Below are 22908 nucleotides of genomic sequence, written 5' to 3'. Positions count from 1 at the left end.
TTCTCAGTGGCCTTCCCCCAGCATGCGTGCCCACATGAGGGCGAACTCGGGAAGGGTCTTGGCGGTGGTCGCGATGTCCTCGACCTGGACGCCGGGGACGACGAGGCCGATGACCGCGCCGGCCGTCGCCATGCGGTGGTCGGCGTAGGTGCGGAACACCCCCGCGCGCAGCGGGCGCGGCGTGATGACGAGGCCGTCGTCGGTCTCGGTGACGTCCCCGCCGAGGCCGTTGATCTCGGCGGCGAGGGCGGCGAGCCGGTCGGTCTCGTGGCCGCGCAGGTGGGCGATGCCGCGCAGCCGGCTGGGCGAGCTCGCGAGCGCGGCCAGGGCGGCGATCGTGGGCGTGAGCTCGCCGACGTCGTGCAGGTCGGCGTCGATGCCCTCCAGGCGGCCGCCGCCGGTGACCCGCAGCCCCGCGGGGGTGCGCGCGACGGTCGCGCCCATGCGCGGGAGGAGCTCGCGCAGCGCGTCTCCCCCCTGCGTCGTCTCCTCCGGCCAGCCGGGGATCGTGACGACGCCGCCGGTGACCATGGCCGCCGCGAGGAACGGCGCGGCGTTGGACAGGTCGGGCTCGACGGTGAGGTCGCGGGCCGAGATCGGGCCGGGCTCGACCTTCCAGACGTCGGGCTCGGAGTCGTCCACGGCGACCCCGGCGGCGCGCAGCATCTGGACGGTCATCTCGATGTGCGGCATGGACGGCACGGGCCGGCCGCTGTGGCGGACGGTCACGCCCTTGGGGTAGCGCCCGGCGGCCAGCAGCAGGCCGGAGACGAGCTGGGACGACGCCGAGGCGTCCAACGTGACCTCGCCGCCGGTGATCGGCCCCCGGATCGTGAACGGCAGCGCGTCGCCGGCGACCTCGGCGCCGAGGGCGCGCAGGGCGGCGAGGATCGGGCCCATCGGCCGCTTGCGGGCGTGCGGGTCGCCGTCGAAGGCGACCTCGCCGTCGGCCAGTGCGGCCACCGGCGGGACGAAGCGCATCACCGTGCCGGCCAGCCCGACGTCGATCGAGGCGCCGCCGCGCACGGGGCCGGGCACGACGTGCCAGTCGACGCCGGAGGGGCCGTCGTCGGAGGGCGTCAGCTCGGCTCCGAGGGACCGCAGGGCCGCGACCATCAGGTCGGCGTCGCGGCTGCGCAGCGCGCGGCGCACCGTGCCGGGGCCGTCGGCGAGCGCGGCGAGCAGGAGGGCGCGGTTGGTCACCGACTTGGACCCGGGCAGGCGGACGGCCGCCTCGACCGGGCCGGGCGCCACGGGCGCGGGCCACAGGGGAGCTGACATGTTTCCGAGCCTACCGGGACGGCCCTCGCCGAGGTGCTGACGCCGGGTGGCGGGTCCCCGCGCCGGGCCGGACGATGATCGCGCGTGTGATGCGTGAACCGCGGTGGTGGGGCAGTCTATGGGCATGTGTGGCAGATACGCGTCGGCGCGTAAGCGTCAGGAGTTGCTGGAGGAGTTCGAGGTCGGCGTGGACGGCACGTCGCAGGAGCTCGCCGCGGACTACAACGTCGCCCCCACCAAGAAGGTGTACGCGGTGCTCACCCGCCCGGAGGTCCCCGACGGGGAGAAGGAGGGCAAGGGGGGCCAGGCCGCACAGCCCGTCAGGCAGTTGAGGGTGCTGAAGTGGGGCCTTGTGCCGAGCTGGGCGAAGGATCCGTCCGTCGGGTCCCGCATGATCAACGCGCGGGTCGAGACGTTGACCGAGAAACCCTCGTTCCGCAAGGCGTTCGCGCAGCGCCGGTGCCTGCTGCCCGCGGACGGCTATTACGAATGGTACAGAGCCGACAAAAAGACCAAGCAGCCCTATTTCATTCATCCCGAGGACGGCGGGGTGATGGCGATGGCCGGTCTGTACGAGTTCTGGAAGGACCGCGCGCGGGCGGACGACGACCCGCTGAAGTGGCTCGTGACCTGCACGGTCATCACGAGATCCGCGGAGGACCACCTCGGGCGCATCCACGACCGCATGCCCGTCGTGATCCACAAGGACCGGTGGTCCGACTGGCTCGACCCGGCCCACACCGACACCGGCGAGATGCTCGGCATGCTCGCCGACTCCCCGCCGAGCGGCCTGGTCGCCTACCCCGTGTCGAGCGAGGTCAACAGCGTCAGGAACAACGGGCCCCACCTGCTGGAGCGCGACGACTCCGACGAGACCGCGCTGTTCTGATAGCGAATCGTAGTCATGTCGTGGCATGCTGTTACCAGCACGCCCGGCGCCCAGGCGACGTCGGGCACCCTCCCCGGTCAGGCTGTGCACGCCTGACCGGTCGGCGTCCGGAGGGACGTGCTCAGCGGGCCGGCGGCTTCGGTTGCCGGCACCAGGGCACGAAGACGATCGGTGAATACCGGGCAGCTCGTTGTGCCTTGATTCTGTGTAACGCACAGGATCGCCAAGCCAATCAGAGACGCTGGGTCATGTCGGTGTAAGAACCCGGCCGAATGGGCATCCGCTCAAAAAGCGATGACGCGGAGTCATCGCCCGATGATCAGGGCCAGGCGGGAGGTTCCGGGGGATCCCGCCTACGGCCGTACCCATTTCTTCCCGGAGGTGCGGATTCGTGGACGACGCGACCGCTCGGACCCAGCTGGAGAGCATGCTCGCCGAACTCGACCGGTCCATCAAGGTGCTGCGGGGCGATTCCGTCATGGTCGGCGACAGGTCGGCGGCGGACGCCGGCTCCGATCTCACCGACGCCGACCGCAGGCAGGCCATGAACGACGTGGCGACCCGGCAGCGCACCGCGGTGCTCGACGCGCTGAAGAGGCTCGACGCCGGCGTTTACGGCCGGTGCGTGGACTGCCGCACGCCGGTGCCCGAGGGGCGGCTGGCCGCGCGTCCCGAGGCGGCGCGCTGCGTCCAGTGCCAGTCCCGGCGAGAACGCCGCCGCTGACCTCACGGAGTGCGCGGAGAATCGCTGACCTCACGGAGTACGCCCGTTTAAGCCGACATAACGGGATATGGGTCGGCGCCGCGCTACCGAATTCGTCTGCCAAGGCGGATCGGCGTCTGTCAGCCTGCGCGCGTCAGGTACCGCCGGACGGGCGGGAACGGAGCCCTCGGGTTCGAAAGCCTGTGGAGATCCGGTAAGACCGCTTCGGTGGCGCAGGTCGGTGAAGCAGGAAGCCGCAGAAGTGCCGCACGCGCGGCACAGGCTGAATCTCCGGTATTCATGCCGGAGAGCGCGTCAATCCGGCCTGCGGGCGCTCACCACGAGATGGATGCCCACGGTGTCGTCGTCGTCCGGGTGCGCCTCCAGCTCGGTGCGCACCAGCCAGTTCAACGCGCGCGTGTCGGCCGCGAGGACGTGGTCGACGGTGGACGGCGACAGCACCGTGCGCGGCCGCACCCACTCGACCTCCAGCCCGGCGTCGGCGAGCAGTTCCCGCAGCTGGGTGCTGCTGAAACAGCGCGTGATGCTGCCGTCCGGCCACGGCACGAGCATGACCTCGCCCGTCCCGGTCTGGCACAGGTGGGCCCAGTAGTTCTGCTCGGCCATGATCGCCATGCCCAGCACCAGCGAGTCCACGCACGCCAGCACGCGCCCGCCCGGCTTGAGCACGCGCGCGACGTCCTCGATCGTCGACTCGGCCATCAGCTCCAGCGACAGCGCGCGCTCCTCGGCGATCACCGCGTCGATGGAGGCGTCCGGCAGGAACCCCAGGTCATCGGCCCGCACCTGGCGGATCCGGTTGGAGGCGTCGTGCAGCCGATGGTCGGACGTACGGCGGAAGTCGACCACCTCGATCACGTGGTGGCCGGCGCCGGCCGCCTGGACCGGCCATCGCCCGCGCCCGCCGGACAGGTCCAGCAGCAGGCAGGGCCGCTGCGGGAGCCAGCGCCTCAGTTGTTCGGCGACGACGGCGTGGTAGAAGGTCCAGTAAGGCCCGAGTGCGCCTGAGCCGTTCAGCTCGCTGGCTGGGATGGGCAGCAACGTGGCTCCTGGACGGTCGGGGCACCGGGGTCAGCAACCGGCCGGTACGTATCTTTTTCCCCGTACCGGGTCGATCGTCACCTTCTACTTACCGGGAACAGATGCTATGCCTCGCGTGTTGCAGACGGGCGTAAACACGCGAGGAGGTTCCGTCCCATGCTGGTGGCCGAGGTCGGTGATCGGTCGGCCGTAGACGAGCCGGTATTCTCGGCTCTGTACGGTGCGTATAAGGGGGTGGGTCCGGTCTCCAAGACAGCCGAGGAGACTCTGGAGCAGCGCAGCGAGCGGTTCGAGCGCGACGCAATGCCGTACCTCGACCAGCTCTACTCCGCGGCGCTCCGGATGACCAGGAATCCCGCCGACGCGGAGGACCTGCTTCAGGACACCTTCGCCAAGGCGTTCGGTTCGTTCCACCAGTTCCAGGAGGGAACGAACCTCAAGGCCTGGCTCTACCGCATCCTGACCAACACGTTCATCAACACCTACCGCAAGAAGCAGCGGGAACCCAAGCAGGCGGGCACCGAGGAGATCGAGGACTGGCAGCTCGCGCGCGCCGAGTCCCACACCTCGGGCGGCCTGAAGTCGGCCGAGGTGGAGGCGCTGGAGCACCTCCCCGACAGCGACATCAAGGACGCGCTGGCGGCGCTTCCGGAGGACTTCCGGATCGCGGTCTACCTCGCCGACGTCGAGGGTTTCCCGTACAAGGAGATCGCCGACATCATGGGCACTCCCATCGGGACGGTCATGTCCCGGCTTCACCGCGGGCGGCGCCAGCTGCGGACGCAACTCGAGGACTACGCACGCGAACGCGGGCTTGTGCGATCGGAGGAGCCGTCGTGATGGAGCGCGGCGACATCGGCGGTGTGGTCGATGTGGGCGAGATGAGCGGGGTCGGCAGGGCCGTGAGGCCGGGGAACGGCGGCCGGGGACTCGGCGCCCTGGAGGGGTGTTGGGGATGAGCTGTGGCAAGCCGCACGACACCGACTGCAAGGAAGTACTCGACCGGGTCTACACCTTTCTGGACGGCGAGCTGGACGAGCGCCGCAAGTCGGACATAGACCAGCACTTGGACGAGTGCGCACCGTGCCTGCAGGAGTACGGCCTGGAGAAGGCCGTCAAGCAGCTCATCGCCAAGCACTGCGGCTGTGACACCGTCCCCGAGGAACTGCGGTCGAAGGTGCTCAAGCGCATCGAAGAGGTCAGGGCCGAGCTGGCCGACTAGCCGGAGCCGGGCCGGGCCGGTTGGTTCGCCCGGCATCGCCTAGGATGCCGGGGTGCGTGTACTCGTGACCGGCGGCGCCGGGTTCATCGGCTCCACTCTCGTCGACCGCCTGCTCGCAGACGGGCATGAGGTGGCCGTCGTGGACGACCTGTCCTCGGGGGACCGTGCCAACCTCGCCGCCGCGGCCGCAGCCCCGGGCTTCTCGCTGTTCGAGATGGACGTCAGGGACGCCGGGCTGGCCGCGCTGGCCCGGCAGTGGCGTCCCGAGGTCGTGTGCCACCTCGCCGCGCAGATCAGCGTACGCAACAGCGTCGCCGACCCCGTCCACGACGCGCGGCTCAACGTCGAGGGCACGGTCAACGTGCTGGAGGCCGCCCGGCAGGCCGGGGCCAGGAAGGTCGTCCACACCTCCTCGGTCGCGGTGTACGGCCGCCCGCCGGTGATCCCGGTGCCCGGCGACGCCGCCGCCGACCCGCGCTCGCCGTACGCCGCGTCCAAGCTCGGCGGCGAGATCTACCTGTCGATGTTCCGCGCGCTGCACGGCATCCAGGGCACCACGCTGGTGCTGTCGAACGTCTACGGCCCCCGGCAGTCGCCCCAGGGTGAGGCCGGGGTCGTCTCGATCTTCACCGACGCGCTGCTGCGCGGCGCGCCCACCGTCGTGTACGGCGACGGCACCCAGACGCGGGACTACATCTTCGTCGACGACGTCGTGGACGGGTTCGTCCGCGCGTGCGGGCCGGACGGCGACGGGCGCCGCTTCAACCTCGGCACGGGCGTGCAGACCACCGACCGCGCGCTGCACACCTTCGTGGCCGCCGCGGCGGGAGCCCCGGACGCGCCCGCGTTCGCGCCCGCGCGGCTCGGCGACCTGCCCGCGATGGCCGTCGACCCCGCGCCCGCCCGCGAAGGCCTCGGCTGGCGCCCGCGCACCGACCTTCTCACCGGCCTCAAGGCCACCGTCGAGTGGGCTAGATCGCGTTAGCTGGGGGTAGTGGTTTGATTACGCTTTGGATGCGATTCTTCGACTTCCCCAACGCGTCAGCACGGGTTCTGTAGCCTGAAGCCGAACTCGATGGGGAGGCGGCACATGGTGAAGGCAATGGCCACACGCATGGGGGCGGCCATAGTGATCGGTGGCTTCGCGGGCGCCCTGGCCATGGTGGTTCTGACGGTTCTCGTGGTTCTCTCGGGGGGCGCGGCGGAAGGCCCCTCAGGCATTTCCTGGATCTGAGCGCGTGCCCGTGACGGCCCTAGGCGGCGGCGGTGCGTGAGCTTCCCTGGCCGGCGAAGATCTATCTCGTCGCCCTCGTGGTGGTGGCGGCCGGGCTGATCGGACGGGGCCTGGTCTCCGAGCGGCTGGGCGAGCACGAGTGGCCCACGCTGCTGGTGCTCGCGCTGCTGTTCCTGGTCTGCGAGTCGGTGCCCACGCTGCTGAACGTGCAGTCGGCCGCGATGTCGGTCAGCTTCTCGGCCGCGCTCGCCGCGGTGGTGCTGGTCGGCGGGGCGGGCGCGGCGCTGGTGGGCGCGACGGCCGTGCTGAGCGTGCGGCCGGGGCTGCCCCCGCACAAGCGGCTGTTCAACGGCGCCCAGTTCGCGATCTGCGGGTACACCGCCGGGTGGGTGTTCGAGTCGCTGGCCGGCCATCCGTCGATCGTCGGCGAGAACCGCTTCGCCGACCTGCTCGGCCCGTTCGCGGTCGCGGCCGCGGTGTTCGTACCGCTCAACTTCGTGCTGTTCGCCGTCATGCTCTCGCTCGCCGGGCAGTTGCGCGTCGAGGAGGTGCCGCTGCGGGGGCTCGCCCAGTTCTTCATCTCCTACCTGGGGTACGCCACCTTCGGCCTGCTGATCGCCGGGCTGTGGGCCACGGTCCAGTCGATCTCGGCGGTGCTCGTGCTGCTGCCGCTGTTCATCGCCCGGTGGGCCTTCGGCCAGTACCTCGCGCAGCAGCGGTCGTACGACGCGACCATCGCCGCCCTGTGCCAGGCCGTCGAGACCAAGGACTACTACACGCGCGGCCACTGCACGCGGGTGTCCGCGGCCTCCACGATGATCGCCCAGGAGATCGGCATGGGGCCCGAGCGCATGCGCGCCATCGGCTACGCCGGCATGCTGCACGACGTGGGCAAGCTCGGCGTCCCGACCAAGGTCCTGCAGAAGGAGGGCCGCCTCACCGAGGAGGAGCTCGCCGCGATCCAGCTCCACCCGATGCGCGGACTGGAGATCGTCCGGGGCATCGACTTCCTCGACGAGGCGTTCGCCGGCATCATGCACCACCACGAGCGCCAGGACGGCCGGGGCTACCCCATGGGGCTGGCCGGGGACGAGATCCCCGAGTTCGCCCGGGTGATCGCGGTGGCCGACGCCTTCGACTCGATGACCTCCGACCGCGCCTACCGCAAGGCCAAGTCGATCGAGGAGGCCGTGGCCGAGCTGCGCAAGGGGGCGGGCACGCAGTTCGACCCGGACATGGTCGGCGCGTTCATCCGGGCGGTCGACCGCAGAGGCTGGGATCCTCCCGGCAAGGTCGCCGCGCCCGAGGCCGACGAGGTCGTCGAGACCGTCGCCAAGGACCACGACGACCCGACGACGCCGATCGAAGTGGCGTCCGAGCGGTGACCACGGCATCCCGGCCCATGCGCGGGCTCGACTCCGGCCGGCTGCTGCTGATCTGCGCGGCGGGCCTGGTCACCGTCTGCGGCATCGCCTACACCGCCGCGGTCGGCCTGGTGGACCCGCAGATCGCGGTCGCGTTCGGCGTGCTGGTCGCCGCGGGGGAGCTGGCCAGGCTCACCATGCCGGGCAACCGCGAGGTCGCGCCCATCGGCGCCGCCGCCGCACTCGGGTACACGCTGCTGCTCGACGTCGGCGGCGTCCCGGCCGGGCACTCGGCGCTGCAGGTCGTCGCGGTCATGTCGGCCGGCATGATCCTCGGCGCGCTGCCCCACCTCGCCGTGGGCAGGCCGCCGCAGCTCGACGCCATCGCCCGCCGCCTGCTGTCGGGGGCCCTGCTCGCGTTCGCCTACCGCCCGCTGGCGCCGGCGCTGTACGCCACCACCGGCAACGGCAAGGGCACGTGGTGGGCGGTGCTCGGCGTGATGGCCGTGCTCATCATGGCGATGCTGGCCGCCGACGTGGTGATCGCCGCTCTGCTCAGGGCCGAGCAGGTGCGCACGGCCTTCCGGGTCGCGATCCGCGACGAGCTGCGCATGGCCGCGCCGCTCGGCGCCGCGGTCGCCGCGTCCGGCACGCTGCTGGCCCTGGCCTCGCACAGCATGAACCTCGCCGCCCTGGTCGTCTTCGCGGCGCCGCTGCTGGTGACGCAGGTCGCGTTCCGCAAGTACGCTGGAATCCGGGCCACCTACCTGCAGACCGTCCGCGCGCTGGCCAGGGTCACCGAGGTCGGCGGGTACGTCGAGCCGGGGCACTCGCGCCGCGTCAGCCGTATGTCGGTCGCCATCGGCCGCGAGCTCGGCATGGCCGAGCCGGAGCTGCTGGAGCTGGAGTACGCCGCGCTGATGCACGACATCGGCCAGCTCTCGCTGCGCGACCCCATCCCCGGCGGTGCGACCGTCCTCACCGACCCGCAGACGGCGCGCAGCATCGCCGAGCTGGGCGCGGAGGTCATCAGGAAGACCGGCGTGCTCGACCGGGTCGCCGACATCGTGCGCCACCAGGGCGACCCGTTCGGCGGCCTGGAGCCACCGCCGCCGCTGGCCAGCCGCATCATCAAGGCGGCCAACGCCTACGACGACCTGGTGGGCGGCTCCACCGACCGCGACCGCGCCGCCGCGGCCCTGGAACGCCTGCGGCTGGACGGCGGCGACGAGTACGACCCCGTGGTGGTCGAGTCGATGGCCAAGGTCATCGACCGGACCGGCCCCGACAACCGCCTCTGAGCCTTCTTTCCCTCTTTCTTACAGGCGGCGGACCCGCGCGGCGACCGCGCCGTGCCCACGCGAACCCCTGCCTGGCAGGGCTTTTACCCGGTGAGGCGCGCCTGGCGCCGTCGCTTCCGATTGTGGGGTTCCTACAGACGGGACACGGGGGATCGGTGGTTTCGCGCGAAGGGTTCTGAGAACGCTCCGGCCGTAGGGTGGTGATCCATCGAAGGGAGTGCGGCCGATGTTCGACAGCGTTCTGGTGGCCAATCGCGGAGAGATCGCGCGGCGGATCATCCGCACGGTCAGGGCCATGGGCCTGCGGGCCATCGCCGTGCACTCCGAGGCCGACGCCGACCTGCCGTTCGTCGCCGAGGCCGATGAGGCGTTCGCGCTCGGCCCCGCGGCCCCCGCCCAGAGCTACCTCGACATCGCCCGGGTCCTGGAGGCGTGCCGCGCGACCGGCGCCCGCGCCGTCCACCCCGGGTACGGCTTCCTCGCAGAGAACGCCGCGTTCGCCCGGGCCGTGGGGGAGGCGGGGCTGGTGTGGATCGGCCCCTCCCCGGACGCCATCGAGCGCATGGGCGACAAGATCAACGCGCGCAACCTCATGGAGCGCGCCGGGGTGCCGGTTGCGGCGGGCACGCGCGAGCCGGTCACCGGCATCGCGGGCGCGCTGGCCGCGGCCGCCGAGATCGGCTACCCGGTGATGGTGAAGACCGCCGGCGGCGGGGGCGGCATCGGCATGGGCGTCGCTCGCGACGACGCCGAGCTGACCCGTGCCTTTGAGACCGCCTCCCGCGCGGCGGAGCGGTTCGGCGGGGGGATGGCCATCCTGCTGGAGCGCTTCGTCGAGCGCGCGCGCCACGTCGAGGTGCAGATCCTGGGCCTTGCGGACGGGACTGCGGACGGGACTGCGGACGGCACGGTGGTGGCGCTCGGCGAGCGCGACTGCTCGGTCCAGCGGCGCCACCAGAAGGTCGTCGAGGAGTCCCCCTCGCCCGGAATCACCCCTGAGCTGCGCGCGCGCATGCTGGAGGCCGCCGTGCGCGCCGGGGAGGCCGTCGGTTACCGCGGCGCGGGCACGGTCGAGTGCCTGGTGGACGCCGACCGGCAGGAGTTCGTGTTCCTGGAGATGAACACCCGGCTCCAGGTCGAGCATCCGGTCACCGAGCTGGTCACCGGGGTGGACCTGGTCGAGCAGCAGATCCTCGTGGCGGCGGGCGAGCCGGTCGGCTTCGCCGCGGCGGCCTCGGGCGGGCAGGCCGTCGAGCCGCGCGGGCACGCGATCGAGCTGCGGGTGTACGCCGAGGACTCCCGGCGGTTCTTCCCCGGCCCCGGGAAGATCGACGTCTGGGAGGAGCCCAGCGGCCCCGGCATCCGGATCGACTCCGGATACGCCGCGGGAAACGTGGTGACGCCCTTCTACGATCCCTTGATGGCCAAGCTCTGCGTCCACGGCGCCGACCGCGCGCAGGCGCTGGAGCGGGCCCGCGCGGCCGTGGCGGCCTTCCGCATCGAAGGGCCCAAGAACAACCTCGCGTTCTGCGCCGAGCTGCTCGGAAACCCCGAGTTCGCCGCCGGCGACTATGACACCGGCCTGGTCGCCCGCATGCGCGCGTGACGCCGCCGGTGCCGGGCAGAGGACGGGCCGGGGCTGGGACGATGGGCACAGCACGCCGGTCAAGTGAAGATCATTGATTGAGGGGAGTTCCGGTGGCGGAAGTACGCGCTGAAATGGTGGCGAACGTCTGGAAGGTCGTCGTGGCCGAGGGCGAAAGCGTGAACGAGGGCGACACGCTGGTCATCCTGGAGTCGATGAAGATGGAGATCCCGGTGCTCGCCGAGGACTCCGGCGTCGTCACGGGCCTCAAGGTCGCCGAGGGCGACGTCATCCAGGAAGGCGACCTGATCGCCGTCATCGAGGCGTCCTGAGCGGGGCTTTACCGTGAGCCGGAGACGCCCGCCCGGCGGCGGATCATCTGGACGGGCCCGGTCTGACCGACTGGGCCAGGAATCGCTCGCGGTCCACCACGACGCGCTCGATGGTGGCCGTGGCGACCGTCCGTGCGGCGTCGCGGGCCGTGACCTCGAAGACGAGGCGCCTGCCGTCTACCTCGACCAGCTCGGCGGCCACCTCGACGTGCGTGCCCACCGGGCTGGCCGCGCGGTGCTCCAGCGTCACCTTGGTCCCGACCGAGGTCTGCCCGGGGGCCAGGTGGTCCTGGACGGCGCGCACGGTCACCGCCTCGGCGATGGCGAGCAGCCGCGGGGTGGCGAGGACCGGCACGTCGCCGCTGCCCACTTTGATGGCGGTGTCCGACCGTTCGACCATGAAAAGCAGCTCGGCGCGCAGTCCTGGATCGATCGTCATGGGCGCCAGCCTAAGGGGGATGACCCCCTTCAGGGTGTCTCGTCGCGGGGATGGCCGTTCACGCCTTCTCGTACCACCTTCACCGGATGACGGTCTTGGCAGGGAACGATGGAATACGCTTTTCGCGTGAGCCCGTACTGCGACCACTGCGGACGTCTCGAAGGAGACGGCGATCATTCCGTGTGCCGCGACGCGCGGCTCATGGAGCCGCCTCGCTACTGCCCGGCGTGTCGTCGCCGGCTCGTGGTGCAGGTGACCCCGCGAGGCTGGTCCGCCCGCTGCGTCGAACACGGCGTGACGTCGTACTGACACCCCGGCGCGCGCATGGTGAACACAGGGTTTTGTGATACTGACGTGACCTCGGCGCGACATAAGTCCGCTTTGTTGGAGAACTCCGGGGTGGCGTCGGGTTACATGGATTGGGGTTAGCGGGGGAGACATGGTGGCCCAAGGGACCACGCTGGCAGGACGTTACCGTCTGGACGTCCGTCTCGGGGCCGGCGGAATGGGCGAGGTGTGGCGCGGGGAGGACATCGTTCTCGCGCGCACCGTGGCCGTGAAAGTGTTGTTACCGGGCCGCATGGACGACCCGGGTTTCGCGGCGCGCTTCCAGGGGGAGGCGCGCGCGATGGCGACGATCAACCACCCGGGCGTGGTCGACGTCTACGACTACGGCGTGAGCGACGTCCCGGGGGCCGGTCCGACCGCGTACCTGGTGATGCGGTTCGTCGACGGCGAGCCGCTGGACCGCCTGCTGACGCGGCTCGTCCGCATCGGCGCCGAGCCCGCCATGGAGCTCATCGCGCAGGCCGCCTCGGCCCTGCAGGCCGTGCACGACATGGGAATCGTCCACCGCGACGTCAAGCCCGGCAACCTGCTGGTCCGCCAGGACGGCACGCTCATCCTCACCGACTTCGGCATCGCCCGCGCGGACGCCGGCCACCGGCTGACCGACGCCGGCATGGTGCTCGGCACCGCCGCCTACTGCGCCCCCGAGCAGGCCGAGGGCCAGCCGGTGACGCCCGCCGTCGATCTCTACGCGCTCGGGGTCGTCGCCTACGAGTGCCTGGCCGGGCACCGTCCGTTCGACGGCGACACCCCGGTGACGATCGCGCTCAAGCACATCCGCGAGGAGCCGCCCCCGCTGCCCGCGGACGTGCCGCCCGCCGTCCGCCACGTGGTCGAGCGCGCCCTGTCCAAGGACCCGGCGCGCCGCTGGCACAGCGCCGCCGAGATGAGCATGGCCGCACGGCAGGCGTTGCTGGCGGACACCGGCAGCTCGGCGGCGGTCTCCGGGCTGACCGGCATGATCGCGTCCCCGGTCCGCGCGGCCGGCCCTGCGGGGCATCCGGGCACCCACACCCAGGGCGCCTACCTGGCGTCTCCGGAGACCGGCACGCGGATGAACGCCCCGGCCGGCCCCACGCCGCCCCCCTACATCATGCCGACGTCCGCCTCCCCCCAGACGGCCGGTACGACCGTGCACTCCGCGGCGACGCCCGGCACGCCCGGTCCGCCTCCCGGCCAGCGTGGCGGTCGCGGACGCCGGGCCGCCGCGCCGCAGCGCAGGACCAGGCCCGGACTGATCGTCGGCGTCATCGTCGCCGGAGCGCTGCTCGGCGGCGTCGGCGCGGTGATGGTCAACCAGATGGCCGGTAGCGACGCGGCGGCGAAGGTGAACGCCGGGGCCACGGCGACGGCGACCGAGAGCTCCCCGTCCCCCACCCGGACCACCCGTCCCCCCAAGGCGTCCCCGACGGCCACCCGCGAGCACCAGCAGGTTCCTCCCCCGCAGGCCTCCGAGGAGCCGGGCACGTCCACCTCCACCGAGCCCTCGCCGTCCCCGAGCGCCACCCGCACACGCTCGCCGTCGGCCTCCCCGAGCCCGACCAAGACGCAGGTCAAGAAGCCGATCCCCCCGGTGATCAACCTGACCGAGAACCTGGCGAAGACCAAGCTCCAGGCCGCCGGGTTCAAGGTCAAGGTCGACATCTACGGCGAGCCGAGCGACCAGGGCTGCACGCGTGTGCTGGACCAGCTCCCCAACGCGGGCACGTCCTGGGCCGTCGACAAGCCCGTGACGATCGTCGTGGCGCAGGGAATCGACTGTGGCGGCGAGCCCAGCCCCACCCCGAGCCCGTCGCCCTCCCCGTCGGTCACCGCCCCCTGAGTCCCACGCGCAACCACAGGCCCCGGCGGCGGGTGTGTTCCCCTACGAGGGTTTCTCCCGCCACCGGGTTGGGCGGTCTCAGGCCCGCCTGAGGCCACCCGCGGGCGAGGCTCAGATGCCGGTCGTCGTCCGGGGGTAGGCGATGGCCGGGTCGGTGGCGATGTTCACCATGTACGGCACGCCCGAGTCGAACGCGCGGCGCAGCGCGGGGCCGATCTCCGAAGGAGAGGTCACCAGCTCGCCGCCACCGCCGAGGGCGGTCACCACCTGGTCGTACCGGCACTGCGGTTGCAGCTCGGCGGCCACGTCGTAGCCGTACAGCATCTGCATGGGGTGCTTCTCCAGCCCCCAGATGCCGTTGTTGCCGCAGACCATGACCACCGGAAGCTTGTGACGGACCAGCGTGTCGACGTCCATGAGCGAGAACCCGGCCGCGCCGTCGCCGAGCAGCAGCACGACCTGCGAGGACGGCCGCGCGAGGCGGGCGGCGATCGAGTAGCCGAGCCCGGTGCCGAGGCAGCCGTACGGGCCGGGGTCCAGCCAGTGGCCCGGCCTGCGCGGCTCGATGTACTTGCCGGCGTAGGACACGAAGTCGCCGCCGTCGCCGATCACCACGGCATCGTCGTCGAGGACGCGGTTCAGCTCGCCGTAGATGCGCATCGGGTGGATCGGATCGGCCTCGGACTCCAGCAGCTCGGCATCGCCCGCGATGGCGGCCGCGGACGCCTCCGCCAGGCGCGTCAGCCAGGCGGCGTACGCCTTCGGCGACACCCCCGCCTCGCCGCACGCCGAGCGCAACCCCCAGAACAGCAGCGACAGGTCCCCGGCCGCGGAGGCGGCCGTGCCTACGTGTGTGGCGAGCTGCGACGGCGCGTCGGCGAGGTGGACGACCCTCGCCAGCGGGGCGCCGTCCCTGCCCCCGAAGAAGCCGTAGCCGAGGCGGAAGTCGAGCGGGGCGCCCGCGACGATGACCAGGTCGGCCTGGGAGAAGGCCATGCCGCGCGCCCGGGTGACCAGCAGCTCGTGCCCGGAGGGCAGGATGCCGCGGCCCTGGCCGTTGGGGATCACCGGCAGGCGGTAGGCCTCGGCGAAGTCGCGGGCGGCCTCCTCGGCGCGGTCCATCCAGACGTCGGAGCCGAGCACGAGGACGGGACGCTCGGCCTCGGAGATCAGCCGCGCGATCTCGGCGAGCGCGTCGGAGTCCGGTTCGAGGGGGGACGGGGTCAGCGTCTCGGCCTCGTGCGCGGGGGAGGGCGAGAACAGGTGGTCCATGTAGAAGTCGAGGAACACCGGGCCGCGGTGCGGGGCGATGGCCGTGCGGAAGGCCATCTCGACGTCCTGGCCGATCGAGTCCGCGCCGCCCGCCGTGAAGGCCAGCTTGGTGATGGTCTCGAACAGCGGCGGGTGGTCCATCTCCTGCAGCGCGCCCGACCCCCACCGCGACTGCGGGGCGCGGCCGCCCATGACCACCACGGGCGAGCCGTTGAAGTGGGCGGTCGCCACGCCGCTGACGCCGTTGGTGATGCCGGGGCCGGCGGTCAGCACCGCGAGGCCCGGCCGCCGCGTCAGCCGGGCCGTCGCCTCCGCGGCGAACACCGCGCTCTGCTCGTGCCGCACATCGACGATGCGCATCTTCTCGTGGACGGCCCCGTCGTACAACGGGAAGACGTGGCCGCCCGACAAGGTGAACATGACGTCGGCGCCGTATGCTCGTGAGACGGCGACCGCGATGTCGCCGGCGTGCTTTGCAGACTCCATGTCGTGAACTTACCTTCTCTGTGCCCGGTCAATCCTTGAGCGGGCGCCGGGCCGTCGAACGCCTACCCGGCACCTGCTCAGGCCCTGTCTGTTCAGGCCCTGTTTGTTCAGGCCCTGTCTGTTCAGGATGGGCTCAGGAGTCGTCCGGCGCCCGCTCAAGGGCCGACTCTAGGGTCACAGAGCTTGCGACAGGGCCTTGATCGGCATCTTGAGGTCCGCCAGGAGCGCCAGGTCGTTCTCGGGGGAGCGACCCAGCGTCGTGAGGTAGTTGCCGACGATGATCGCATTGATGCCGCCGAGCATGCCCTCGCGGGTGCCGAGGTCGCCGAGCGTCAGCTCGCGTCCCCCCGCGTACCGCAGGATCGTGCGGGGCAGCGCCAGCCGGAACGTCGCGATGGTCTTCAGCGCCTCCGGGCCCTCGACCAGCGGGAAGGACGCGAACGGCGTGCCCGGGCGGGGGTTGAGGAAGTTGAGCGGCACCTCGTCGGGGGCGAGCTCCCCGAGCTGGCCGGCGAACTCGGCCCGCTGCTCGCGCGTCTCGCCCATGCCGATGATGCCGCCGCAGCACAGCTCCATGCCGGCCGCGCGGACCATCTCGCACGTCTGCCACCGCTCCTCCCAGGTGTGGGTGGTGACGACCTGGCCGAAGTGGGAGCGCGCGGTCTCCAGGTTGTGGTTGTAGCGGTGGACGCCCATCTCGGCCAGCTCGTCGACCTGGGCCTGGGTGAGCATGCCGAGCGAGCAGGCGACGTTGATCTCGACGGCCTCGCGGATGGCCTTGACGCCCTCGCGGACCTGGTCCATCAGCCGCCGGTCGGGCCCGCGCACGGCGGCGACGATGCAGAACTCGGTGGCGCCCGTCTCGGCCGTCTCGACGGCGGAGCGGACGAGCGAGGGGATGTCCAGCCACACCGACCGGACGGGGGAGGTGAACTGCCCCGATTGGGAGCAGAAATGACAGTCCTCCGGGCAGCCGCCGGTCTTGAGGGACACGATGCCCTCGACCTCGACCTCGGGGCCGCACCACTTCATGCGCACTTCGTGGGCGAGCGCCAGCAGCTCGTGCAGGCGCTCGTCGGGGAGTTCCAGGCAACGCAGGGCCTGGTCGGCGGAGAGACCGCGGCCCTCTTCGAGCACCTGAACCCGGGCGATCTCCAAGATGTCCATACTCATCGGTCCTGCTGCTCCCTTGTCGGTTGCGTCACAGACTAAGGGCTGCCCGGAACCGAGAAGGGTCGAACCCACCGCCTAGCGGGGATCCCAGTCCGCGCCGGGCAACACGGGCGAACTCCGTCAGGTCCAGTGAACCGGACCCCTCGGGCATCGCGCCCGCGAGGGGGCGGGCGGCCAGCGTCTCCAGGTCGGTGACGTTGCTGCGCTCGGCCGGCCCTGGGTCGCGCGGCCACGAGCCGATCACCACGCCGGCCAGGTCCAGGCCGCGGCCCGCGAGCGCCTCCAGGGTCAGGGCCGTGTGGTTGAGCGTGCCGAGCCCGGCCTCGGCCACGAGCAGGACGGGCGCGCGCAGCCGGCGGGCCAGGTCGGCGATGGTGGCGCCGTCCTCGTCGAAGCGCACCAGCAGCCCGCCCGCGCCCTCGACCAGCACCAGGCGGTGGGTCTCGGCCAGCTCCGCGATCCGGTCGGCCGCCGCGTCCAACGACACGGGCGGGAGGCCGGAGTGGCGGGCCGCGGCGGCCGGGGACAGCGGGTCGGGGTAGCGGGCCAGCTCGAACGTGGTGGTCACGCCGGACAGGCGGATCACCTCGTCCAGGTCGCCGGGCTCGCCGGGCGCGACGCCGGTCTGGGCGGGTTTGACGACGGCGACGGGCACGTCGCGCGCGTGGGCGAGCGCGGCCACCGCGGCGGTGACCACGGTCTTGCCCACGCCGGTGCCGGTGCCGGTGACGACCAGGACGCTCACCGGCACCACCCTAGAGCCTCATCCCGCCGGAGGCCCCGGCTCCGGCGGCCTGCGCAGGCGCGTCACGAACTTGTACCGGTCGCCCCGGTAGAGGGACTGGGCCCACTCCACCGGGTGGCCCTCGGCGTCGAAGGCGTGCCGGGTGAGGAGCAGCATCGGCAGGCCGACGTCCACGCCGAGGATCTGCGCGTCGTACGGCGTCGCCAGGACGGTCTCTATGATCTCCTCGGCGTCGGTGAGCTGCACGTTGTAGGCGTTGTGCAGCGTCTCGTAGAGGGAGGAGTGCACCTCCAGCTCGCGCCGCAGCCGCGAGAAGCGCCGGGCGGACAGGTGGGTGGTGTCGATCGACATCGGCTCGCCGTTGGCCAGGCGAAGGCGGTGGATGCGCAGCACGCGGCCGCCGGGGTTGATGCCCAGACGTCGCGCGAGGGTCTCGTCGGCCGTGATGTAATTGATGTCAAGGATCTTGGTGTCGGGCTCGAGGCCGACCGTCCGCAGATCTCCCGTGTACGACGTCAGTTGCAGCACCTGCGCGACCTTCGGCTGGGCCACGAAGGTGCCCTTGCCCTGGATGCGCAGCAGGCGTCCCTCGATGACCAGCTCCGTCAGCGCCTGCCGCACGGTCGTGCGGGAGGTTTCGAAGCGCACGGCGAGGGCGCGCTCGGGCGGCAGGGCCGCGCCGGCGGGCAGAGACTTGGTGAGTTCCAGCAGGTTTCTCTTGACGTCGTAGTATTTCGGAACCCGGGGAGAATCTTCCGTCACACGCTCACCTTCATCTCGGCCACTGCGGTGAGCGCGCGTCCGATCACCGCGAGATCATCCGAACTCAGGTTGGCCCGTGCGGTCAACCTCAGACAAGACCGGCCGGCCGGCACCGAAGGCGGGCGGAAGCACCCGGCCCGCACTCCGTGGTCCGCCAGCACCGCGGCGGCGGCGAGGGCGGCCTCCGGAGGGCCGAGCACGACGGGCACGACCGCCGCCGCCGGCTCCGCGGTGGCCAAGCCGCGGTCCCGGACGGCGCCCGCCAGCGCGCGGGCGTTGGCACGCGCGCGTCCCGGCAGGTCAGGATGGTCGCTCACCATATCAAGAGCCGCGAGGGCCGCCGCCACGGAGGCCGGTGCGAGGCCGGTGTCGAAGATGAACGCCCGCCCGGTGTCGACCAGCGCCTCCACCACCTCGGGCGCGCCAAGCACGGCCCCTCCCTGCGAGCCGAGGGACTTGGACAGTGTGACGGTTCTCACAACGTCCGGGGCGCCGGCCAGACCCGCCGCGTGCACGGCCCCGCGCCCGTCCTCACCGGTGACGCCCAGGGAGTGCGCCTCGTCCACGACCAGCAGCGCGCCATGACGCGCGGCGGCGGCGTGCAGGCCGGCGAGCGGCGCCAGGTCGCCGTCCACGGAGAAGACCGCGTCGGTGACGACGATGGCGTGGCTCTCGGTGCGGTCGGCGAGCGCCTTCTCGACCGCATCGACGTCCTTGTGCGGGGTGATGACGACCCGGCCGCGCGACAGCCGGCAGGCGTCGATGATCGAGGCGTGGTTGCCCTCGTCGCTGACCACGAGCCCGCCCGCGCCGAGCGTCGCCACCGCGGCGAGGTTGGCCAGGTAGCCGGAGGACAGGACCAGCGCGCGGGGCGCGTCCATGAAGGACGCGAGGCGCCGCTCCAGCTCGGCGTGCAGCGTCGTCGAGCCGGTGACCAGCCGCGATCCGGTGGAGCCCGTGCCCCACTCGCGCGCGGCCCGCGCGGCGGCCTCGGCGAGCCGCGGGTCGCGTGACAGGCCGAGGTAGTCGTTGGAGGCGAGGTCCAGCAGGCCGTCGTGATCGGGCGTGCGCGGGCGCAGGGCACGCCGGAGCCCCGCCGCCTCACGCGCGGCGGCGGCCGTGCGCAACCGCTCCAGGGGGTCGCTGTTCATGATCACACTCGTGCCGGTGGCCGGTTCCGTCGCGCCCGCTGGACGCCCCGTGTGACCGGCCGACACCATATTGTCCTCCATCCGAGGAATCTTCCCAGGACGGGGGTGGTCGATTCGCATTGGATGGGCCTCAGCACGCATGATGCACACGTGCCGACTCTCAGCGACCTGGTCACGCGCCACACGACCCTCGATCCCGCAGACCTTGAGTGGATGCAGTCGCTGGTCTCCGACTGGCAGCTCCTCGCCGACCTGTCCTTCGCCGACCTGGTGCTGTGGATCCCGCTGCACGACGAGTCCGCGTGGGTGGCCGTCGCGCAGATGCGGCCGACGACCGGCCCGACGGTGTACCACGACGACGTGGTGGGCTCCATCGTGGCGGCGGGCGAGCGTCCGCTGATCGACACCGCCTGGAGCGAGCGCCGCATCTGCCGGGAGGGCGACCCGGACTGGTCCAGCGGCGTCCCGGTGCGCGAGGAGACGATCCCGGTGCGCCGCGACGACCACTTCGTGGCCGTGATCCAGCGCTCTACCAACCTCTCCTCGGCGCGCACGCCCTCCCGCCTGGAACTGACCTACCTGCAGAGCGCCTCCGACCTGGCACAGATGGTCGCCGAGGGCCGCTTCCCCTTCCCCGAGGAGGGGCCGGTCCTCGTCCGGTCCCCCCGGGTGGGCGACGGCCTGCTGCGGCTGGACCGCGCCGGTCGCGTCACCTACGCCTCGCCCAACGCGCTGTCGGCGTACCGCAGGCTGGGGCTCAACGCCGACCTCGTCGGGTCGGAGCTCGGCAAGACGACGGCCGCGCTGTGCTATTCCGATGAGCCCATCAACGAGGACCTCATGCTGGTGGCCAGCGGGCGCGCGCCGCGGGAGACCGAGGTCGAGGCCGGGGCGAACGTCGTGCAGCTGCGGGCGATCCCGCTCATCGTCGGGGGCGGGCGCATCGGCGCGCTGGTGCTGATCCGCGACGTCACCGAGCTGCGCCGCCGCGAGCGCGAGCTGCTGACCAAGGACGCGACGATCCGCGAGATCCACCACCGGGTGAAGAACAATCTGCAGACGGTGGCCGCGCTGCTGCGGCTCCAGGCGCGCCGGCTGCAGGTTCCGGAGGGACGGGAGGCGCTGGAGGAGGCCGTGCGCCGCGTCGGCTCGATCGCGATCGTGCACGAGACTCTCTCCCATACTCCCGAGGAGATCGTCGACTTCGACGACATCGCCGACCGCGTCATCTCGATGACCGGCGACGTCTCGGCCGCGAACGTGATGCCGCGCCGGGTCGGCAGCTTCGGGATGCTGCCCGCGATGGTGGCCACCCCGATGGCGATGGTGCTCACCGAGCTGATCCAGAACGCCGTCCAGCACGGCTTCGCCTACGGCAGCGGCAGCATCAAGGTCATGGTGTCGCGCACGGAGGAGCGGCTGGACCTGGTCGTGGCCGACGACGGTCAGGGGCTGCCCGACGGGTTCGACCTGGACGCGTCTACGAGCCTCGGCCTGCAGATCGTCCGCACGCTGGTGGTGGGGGAGTTGTCCGGGCGCCTGGCGGTCAGGCCGCGCGTGGGCGGAGGGACGGAGGTCTCGCTGACCATCCCCGTGCAGCCGGCCTCGTAGGATGGTCCGGTACTGCTACGCCCGGCCGTCGCGCGAGGCGACGCCGGGCGTGTTCCGTACGGCCACGGCACTGGGGCGGTGCGGAGGCGTTTTCTCCGAGATGTCTTTCCGAGGGGGCGCTGTAGCGAGGAGGCTTCAGACGCCCGCGCGGGCGCGGGCGCGGGCGGTGCGGCGCTTGAGGGCGCGGCGCTCGTCCTCGCTGAGGCCACCCCACACGCCGGCGTCCTGGCCGGACTCGATGGCCCACTTCAGGCACGCGTCCACGACCGGGCAACTGCGGCAGACCTGCTTGGCCTCTTCGATCTGCATGAGTGCCGGGCCGGTGTTGCCGATCGGGAAGAACAACTCGGGGTCCACGTCACGGCAGGCAGCGCGGTGGCGCCAGTCCATGCGTTCCACTCCTTCGTAGGTGGAGCCTGCGGCTCCGTCCGGATGACGGATGTTTGTGAACTCTTTCACTAACCAGAGCGAACTTTTGCCCGGCCCTTGGGGGTTGGTGGTCCGGGGAGTTCCTGTCATCGCCGCAGACCTTTGAGGACATTGGGTCGATCCTCAAACGTCCTACGTTCCGACGTCGTGTTGAGCTTTTCAGGCACGCCCAGGTCACGCAAGAGGTTTGGGAGAAGGTTTTGCCGGATATGGCTGTCGGATGCATCACACTATGACGCGATGTGACGGATTAGACCAGAACTTGTAACGCGGATGGAACGGAGCGGAAGCTCACCCGCTCCCGCTCTCCGAGATAATCGCCGTCCAGCTGGAACGCCACCGGGCGACGGGCCGTCAGCGTGAACTCCTTCTCGTCATGGACATGGACGAGATGCCCGCCCCGGGGCAGACCCACACGGTCCCCGACGATCTGGCGGATCAAATTGAACATCGCCACCGGCCCCAGCCGCCGCAGCCCCAGCATGTCCAGGCCGGTGTCGAACGCGGCCCACGGTGTCGGGTTGACCGGCCGGTCCCCGAGCCACGTCCAGGGCGTGGTGTTGGAGACGATGGCCATGAAGACGCCCTCGACCGGCGGCCGGTGCGGCAGATCCAGCCGGAGCGCCGGGTGGTGGCGGTCGGTCATGAGGTAGTGGCGCAGGGCGGTGTGGACGTACCGGCTCGGAGACGCCTTGTACCCGGCCCCGCGCAGCCCCTCGACCGCCCGCACGACCTCGGCGTCATAGCCCATTCCCGCGGAGAACGTGAAGTAGCGGCTGCCCGGGGGCGTGAGCGGGTCGTCCGGGGCGAAGTCGCCGTCCTCCCAGGTCGCCAGGCCGAGGCCGACCGTGCGGCGGCGGTCCTCGCGGATCGCCTCCAGCACCGCGCCGGTCGCCTCCACCGGGTCGTTGGGCAGGCCGAGGGCGCGGGCGAACACGTTCGCGCTGCCCCCGGGGATGACGATCAGCGCCGGACGGTCGCCGTCGTGGCCCGCCATGCCGTTGACGACCTCGTTGATCGTGCCGTCGCCGCCGAGGACGGCCACGACGTCGAACCCCTTGGCGCGGGCGGTCCCGGCCAGCAGCGTGGCGTGCCCGCGGTACCCGGTCTGCTCCACCGTCAGATCGACGGCCGCGCCGAGCGCGCGGATCAGGACGTCCCGAGTCCGGCGGTTGGTGGAGGTCGCCTTGGGATTGATCAGGAGGAGTGCCCGCATGCGGCCCAGCGTATCCACCGGTCACGCGGCCGGCGCGCCGGTCAAGTAGGGTGACCCGATATGGTGAACCGTCCGGCGACCCTGCCCGTCGCCGCCGCAGTCCTCGCGGTCGAGGGCCTGACCGCCGTCGGTCTCGGCGGATACGCCGGGGTCGAGACCATCGTCGGCTCGCCGTCGGACGTCTCGAGCTCGATCGTCGTCTCCGCGTTCGGCGTGCTCGTCGGCGCCGCCCTGCTGTGGGTGGCGTGGGGCGTGCTCCAGGCGGCCCGGTGGAGCCGGGCCCCCGGTGTGGTCACGCAGATCTTCGCGCTGCCGGTCGCCGTGTCGCTGGTGCAGTCGGCGCAGTACCTGCTCGGGATACCGCTGATCGTGCTGGCGCTGGCGGGCCTGGCGGCACTGCTGGCACCCCCGACGACCCGCGCCATGATCAAGGAGTGAGCTGTTCCTCTGGCCGCGCTCCGCTCGGCGTGTCCGGGGCGCC

The 22908-nt window shown here is 71.7% G+C and carries 25 protein-coding genes; 15 read left to right on the top strand and 10 right to left on the bottom strand.

Features of this window, described 5'->3' with window-relative positions; translation table 11 throughout:
• Positions 1–3: 3 nt before the first annotated feature.
• Positions 4–1281: a 3-phosphoshikimate 1-carboxyvinyltransferase gene (gene aroA, locus AB0M95_RS28170; RefSeq protein ID WP_363770675.1), complete on the bottom strand. Its 1278-nt coding sequence runs from the start codon at positions 1279–1281 to the stop codon at positions 4–6.
• Positions 1282–1405: 124 nt separating this feature from the next.
• Here aroA and AB0M95_RS28165 point away from each other — a divergent pair, with 124 nt between their 5' ends.
• Both AB0M95_RS28165 and AB0M95_RS28160 read left to right on the top strand, forming a co-directional pair.
• Complete coding sequence (locus AB0M95_RS28165) at positions 1406–2170, top strand: SOS response-associated peptidase (RefSeq protein WP_363770672.1); 765 nt, start codon at positions 1406–1408, stop codon at positions 2168–2170.
• Between the two features lie 391 nt (positions 2171–2561).
• On the top strand, positions 2562–2894 hold the full coding sequence (locus AB0M95_RS28160; protein WP_363770669.1) for a TraR/DksA family transcriptional regulator: 333 nt from the start codon (positions 2562–2564) through the stop codon (positions 2892–2894).
• 294 nt (positions 2895–3188) lie between these two features.
• Here AB0M95_RS28160 and AB0M95_RS28155 read toward each other — a convergent pair whose 3' ends face one another.
• The gene (locus AB0M95_RS28155) at positions 3189–3935 is read right to left on the bottom strand and encodes a methyltransferase domain-containing protein (protein WP_358527100.1); all 747 of its coding nucleotides are present in this window, start codon (positions 3933–3935) and stop codon (positions 3189–3191) included.
• Between the two features lie 234 nt (positions 3936–4169).
• On the opposite strand from AB0M95_RS28155, the gene AB0M95_RS28150 reads away from it, so the two are divergent.
• The 9 genes from AB0M95_RS28150 to AB0M95_RS28110 all read left to right on the top strand — a co-directional run bounded on the left by AB0M95_RS28150 (position 4170) and on the right by AB0M95_RS28110 (position 10973).
• A complete protein-coding gene (locus tag AB0M95_RS28150) occupies positions 4170–4775 on the top strand; it encodes a sigma-70 family RNA polymerase sigma factor (RefSeq protein WP_114033950.1) in 606 nt (201 codons plus the stop codon).
• The gene (locus AB0M95_RS28145) at positions 4772–4894 is read left to right on the top strand and encodes a hypothetical protein (protein ID WP_363770666.1); all 123 of its coding nucleotides are present in this window, start codon (positions 4772–4774) and stop codon (positions 4892–4894) included. Before AB0M95_RS28150 ends, AB0M95_RS28145 begins: the two co-directional genes overlap by 4 nt.
• A complete protein-coding gene (rsrA, locus tag AB0M95_RS28140) occupies positions 4891–5157 on the top strand; it encodes a mycothiol system anti-sigma-R factor (RefSeq protein ID WP_358527101.1) in 267 nt (88 codons plus the stop codon). The genes AB0M95_RS28145 and rsrA overlap by 4 nt, the downstream gene beginning before the upstream one ends.
• A gap of 52 nt (positions 5158–5209) precedes the next feature.
• Complete coding sequence (locus tag AB0M95_RS28135; RefSeq protein ID WP_363770663.1) at positions 5210–6142, top strand: NAD-dependent epimerase/dehydratase family protein; 933 nt, start codon at positions 5210–5212, stop codon at positions 6140–6142.
• Positions 6143–6247: 105 nt separating this feature from the next.
• A complete protein-coding gene (locus AB0M95_RS28130) occupies positions 6248–6391 on the top strand; it encodes a hypothetical protein (protein WP_358527105.1) in 144 nt (47 codons plus the stop codon).
• Positions 6392–6423: 32 nt separating this feature from the next.
• Positions 6424–7776 (top strand): HD-GYP domain-containing protein, encoded by a 1353-nt coding sequence (locus AB0M95_RS28125; RefSeq protein ID WP_363770660.1) that lies wholly within the window; start codon positions 6424–6426, stop codon positions 7774–7776.
• A 17-nt stretch (positions 7777–7793) separates the two neighbouring features.
• Positions 7794–9056 (top strand): HD domain-containing phosphohydrolase, encoded by a 1263-nt coding sequence (locus AB0M95_RS28120; RefSeq protein WP_363770701.1) that lies wholly within the window; start codon positions 7794–7796, stop codon positions 9054–9056.
• Positions 9057–9282: 226 nt separating this feature from the next.
• On the top strand, positions 9283–10662 hold the full coding sequence (locus tag AB0M95_RS28115) for a biotin carboxylase N-terminal domain-containing protein (protein WP_363770657.1): 1380 nt from the start codon (positions 9283–9285) through the stop codon (positions 10660–10662).
• A 92-nt stretch (positions 10663–10754) separates the two neighbouring features.
• Positions 10755–10973, top strand: coding sequence for a biotin/lipoyl-binding carrier protein (locus AB0M95_RS28110; RefSeq protein ID WP_363770654.1), 219 nt, complete (start codon positions 10755–10757; stop codon positions 10971–10973).
• A 43-nt stretch (positions 10974–11016) separates the two neighbouring features.
• Here AB0M95_RS28110 and AB0M95_RS28105 read toward each other — a convergent pair whose 3' ends face one another.
• Positions 11017–11412 carry a hotdog domain-containing protein gene (locus tag AB0M95_RS28105; protein ID WP_358527111.1) on the bottom strand — a complete coding sequence of 132 codons (396 nt, stop codon included), beginning with the start codon at positions 11410–11412 and terminating at the stop codon, positions 11017–11019.
• A 126-nt stretch (positions 11413–11538) separates the two neighbouring features.
• Here AB0M95_RS28105 and AB0M95_RS28100 point away from each other — a divergent pair, with 126 nt between their 5' ends.
• Together AB0M95_RS28100 and AB0M95_RS28095 are read left to right on the top strand one after the other, a co-directional pair.
• The gene (locus AB0M95_RS28100) at positions 11539–11721 is read left to right on the top strand and encodes a hypothetical protein (RefSeq protein WP_363770651.1); all 183 of its coding nucleotides are present in this window, start codon (positions 11539–11541) and stop codon (positions 11719–11721) included.
• A 130-nt stretch (positions 11722–11851) separates the two neighbouring features.
• Complete coding sequence (locus AB0M95_RS28095) at positions 11852–13582, top strand: protein kinase (protein WP_363770648.1); 1731 nt, start codon at positions 11852–11854, stop codon at positions 13580–13582.
• Positions 13583–13693: 111 nt separating this feature from the next.
• Here the strand turns inward: AB0M95_RS28095 and AB0M95_RS28090 are convergent, their stop codons facing one another.
• The 5 genes from AB0M95_RS28090 to AB0M95_RS28070 form a co-directional block, all read right to left on the bottom strand.
• Positions 13694–15340: an acetolactate synthase gene (locus AB0M95_RS28090; protein WP_363770645.1), complete on the bottom strand. Its 1647-nt coding sequence runs from the start codon at positions 15338–15340 to the stop codon at positions 13694–13696.
• A 174-nt stretch (positions 15341–15514) separates the two neighbouring features.
• The gene (gene bioB / locus AB0M95_RS28085; protein WP_358527118.1) at positions 15515–16513 is read right to left on the bottom strand and encodes a biotin synthase BioB; all 999 of its coding nucleotides are present in this window, start codon (positions 16511–16513) and stop codon (positions 15515–15517) included.
• A 28-nt stretch (positions 16514–16541) separates the two neighbouring features.
• Positions 16542–17258, bottom strand: a complete 717-nt coding sequence (gene bioD, locus AB0M95_RS28080; RefSeq protein ID WP_363770642.1) for a dethiobiotin synthase — start codon at positions 17256–17258, stop codon at positions 16542–16544.
• 18 nt (positions 17259–17276) lie between these two features.
• The gene (locus AB0M95_RS28075; protein ID WP_358527122.1) at positions 17277–18020 is read right to left on the bottom strand and encodes a GntR family transcriptional regulator; all 744 of its coding nucleotides are present in this window, start codon (positions 18018–18020) and stop codon (positions 17277–17279) included.
• The gene (locus AB0M95_RS28070) at positions 18017–19171 is read right to left on the bottom strand and encodes an 8-amino-7-oxononanoate synthase (RefSeq protein ID WP_363770638.1); all 1155 of its coding nucleotides are present in this window, start codon (positions 19169–19171) and stop codon (positions 18017–18019) included. Before AB0M95_RS28070 ends, AB0M95_RS28075 begins: the two co-directional genes overlap by 4 nt.
• Before the next feature lie 150 nt (positions 19172–19321).
• Between AB0M95_RS28070 and AB0M95_RS28065 the strand changes: the two genes are divergently transcribed.
• The gene (locus tag AB0M95_RS28065) at positions 19322–20782 is read left to right on the top strand and encodes a histidine kinase N-terminal domain-containing protein (RefSeq protein WP_358527126.1); all 1461 of its coding nucleotides are present in this window, start codon (positions 19322–19324) and stop codon (positions 20780–20782) included.
• Positions 20783–20917: 135 nt separating this feature from the next.
• Here the strand turns inward: AB0M95_RS28065 and AB0M95_RS28060 are convergent, their stop codons facing one another.
• Entirely contained in the window at positions 20918–21172 is a 255-nt protein-coding gene (locus AB0M95_RS28060; RefSeq protein WP_358527127.1) for a WhiB family transcriptional regulator, read from the bottom strand.
• Between the two features lie 289 nt (positions 21173–21461).
• Positions 21462–22427: a diacylglycerol kinase family protein gene (locus AB0M95_RS28055; protein ID WP_363770634.1), complete on the bottom strand. Its 966-nt coding sequence runs from the start codon at positions 22425–22427 to the stop codon at positions 21462–21464.
• 60 nt (positions 22428–22487) lie between these two features.
• Between AB0M95_RS28055 and AB0M95_RS28050 the strand changes: the two genes are divergently transcribed.
• Entirely contained in the window at positions 22488–22865 is a 378-nt protein-coding gene (locus tag AB0M95_RS28050) for a hypothetical protein (protein WP_358527129.1), read from the top strand.
• Positions 22866–22908: the final 43 nt, after the last annotated feature.

The sequence above is a fragment of the Sphaerisporangium sp. NPDC051017 genome, from assembly GCF_040683095.1.
Classification (GTDB): domain Bacteria; phylum Actinomycetota; class Actinomycetes; order Streptosporangiales; family Streptosporangiaceae; genus Sphaerisporangium.
The sequence above is the reverse complement of the archived record's forward strand: the minus strand, read 5'-3'. Positions and strand labels throughout refer to the sequence as shown.

Excerpts from the sequence above, each read along its gene's own strand:
- aroA (WP_363770675.1), bottom strand. The coding sequence starts at position 1,281 with ATGTCAGCTCCCCTGTGGCCCGCGCCCGTGGCGCCCGGCCCGGTCGAG.
- AB0M95_RS28165 (WP_363770672.1), top strand. The coding sequence starts at position 1,406 with ATGTGTGGCAGATACGCGTCGGCGCGTAAGCGTCAGGAGTTGCTGGAG.
- rsrA (WP_358527101.1), top strand. The coding sequence starts at position 4,891 with ATGAGCTGTGGCAAGCCGCACGACACCGACTGCAAGGAAGTACTCGAC.
- AB0M95_RS28130 (WP_358527105.1), top strand. The coding sequence starts at position 6,248 with ATGGTGAAGGCAATGGCCACACGCATGGGGGCGGCCATAGTGATCGGT.
- AB0M95_RS28120 (WP_363770701.1), top strand. The coding sequence starts at position 7,794 with ATGCGCGGGCTCGACTCCGGCCGGCTGCTGCTGATCTGCGCGGCGGGC.
- AB0M95_RS28115 (WP_363770657.1), top strand. The coding sequence starts at position 9,283 with ATGTTCGACAGCGTTCTGGTGGCCAATCGCGGAGAGATCGCGCGGCGG.
- AB0M95_RS28105 (WP_358527111.1), bottom strand. The coding sequence starts at position 11,412 with ATGACGATCGATCCAGGACTGCGCGCCGAGCTGCTTTTCATGGTCGAA.
- AB0M95_RS28095 (WP_363770648.1), top strand. The coding sequence starts at position 11,852 with ATGGTGGCCCAAGGGACCACGCTGGCAGGACGTTACCGTCTGGACGTC.
- AB0M95_RS28090 (WP_363770645.1), bottom strand. The coding sequence starts at position 15,340 with ATGGAGTCTGCAAAGCACGCCGGCGACATCGCGGTCGCCGTCTCACGA.
- bioB (WP_358527118.1), bottom strand. The coding sequence starts at position 16,513 with ATGAGTATGGACATCTTGGAGATCGCCCGGGTTCAGGTGCTCGAAGAG.
- AB0M95_RS28070 (WP_363770638.1), bottom strand. The coding sequence starts at position 19,171 with ATGAACAGCGACCCCCTGGAGCGGTTGCGCACGGCCGCCGCCGCGCGT.
- AB0M95_RS28060 (WP_358527127.1), bottom strand. The coding sequence starts at position 21,172 with ATGGACTGGCGCCACCGCGCTGCCTGCCGTGACGTGGACCCCGAGTTG.
- AB0M95_RS28055 (WP_363770634.1), bottom strand. The coding sequence starts at position 22,427 with ATGCGGGCACTCCTCCTGATCAATCCCAAGGCGACCTCCACCAACCGC.
- AB0M95_RS28050 (WP_358527129.1), top strand. The coding sequence starts at position 22,488 with ATGGTGAACCGTCCGGCGACCCTGCCCGTCGCCGCCGCAGTCCTCGCG.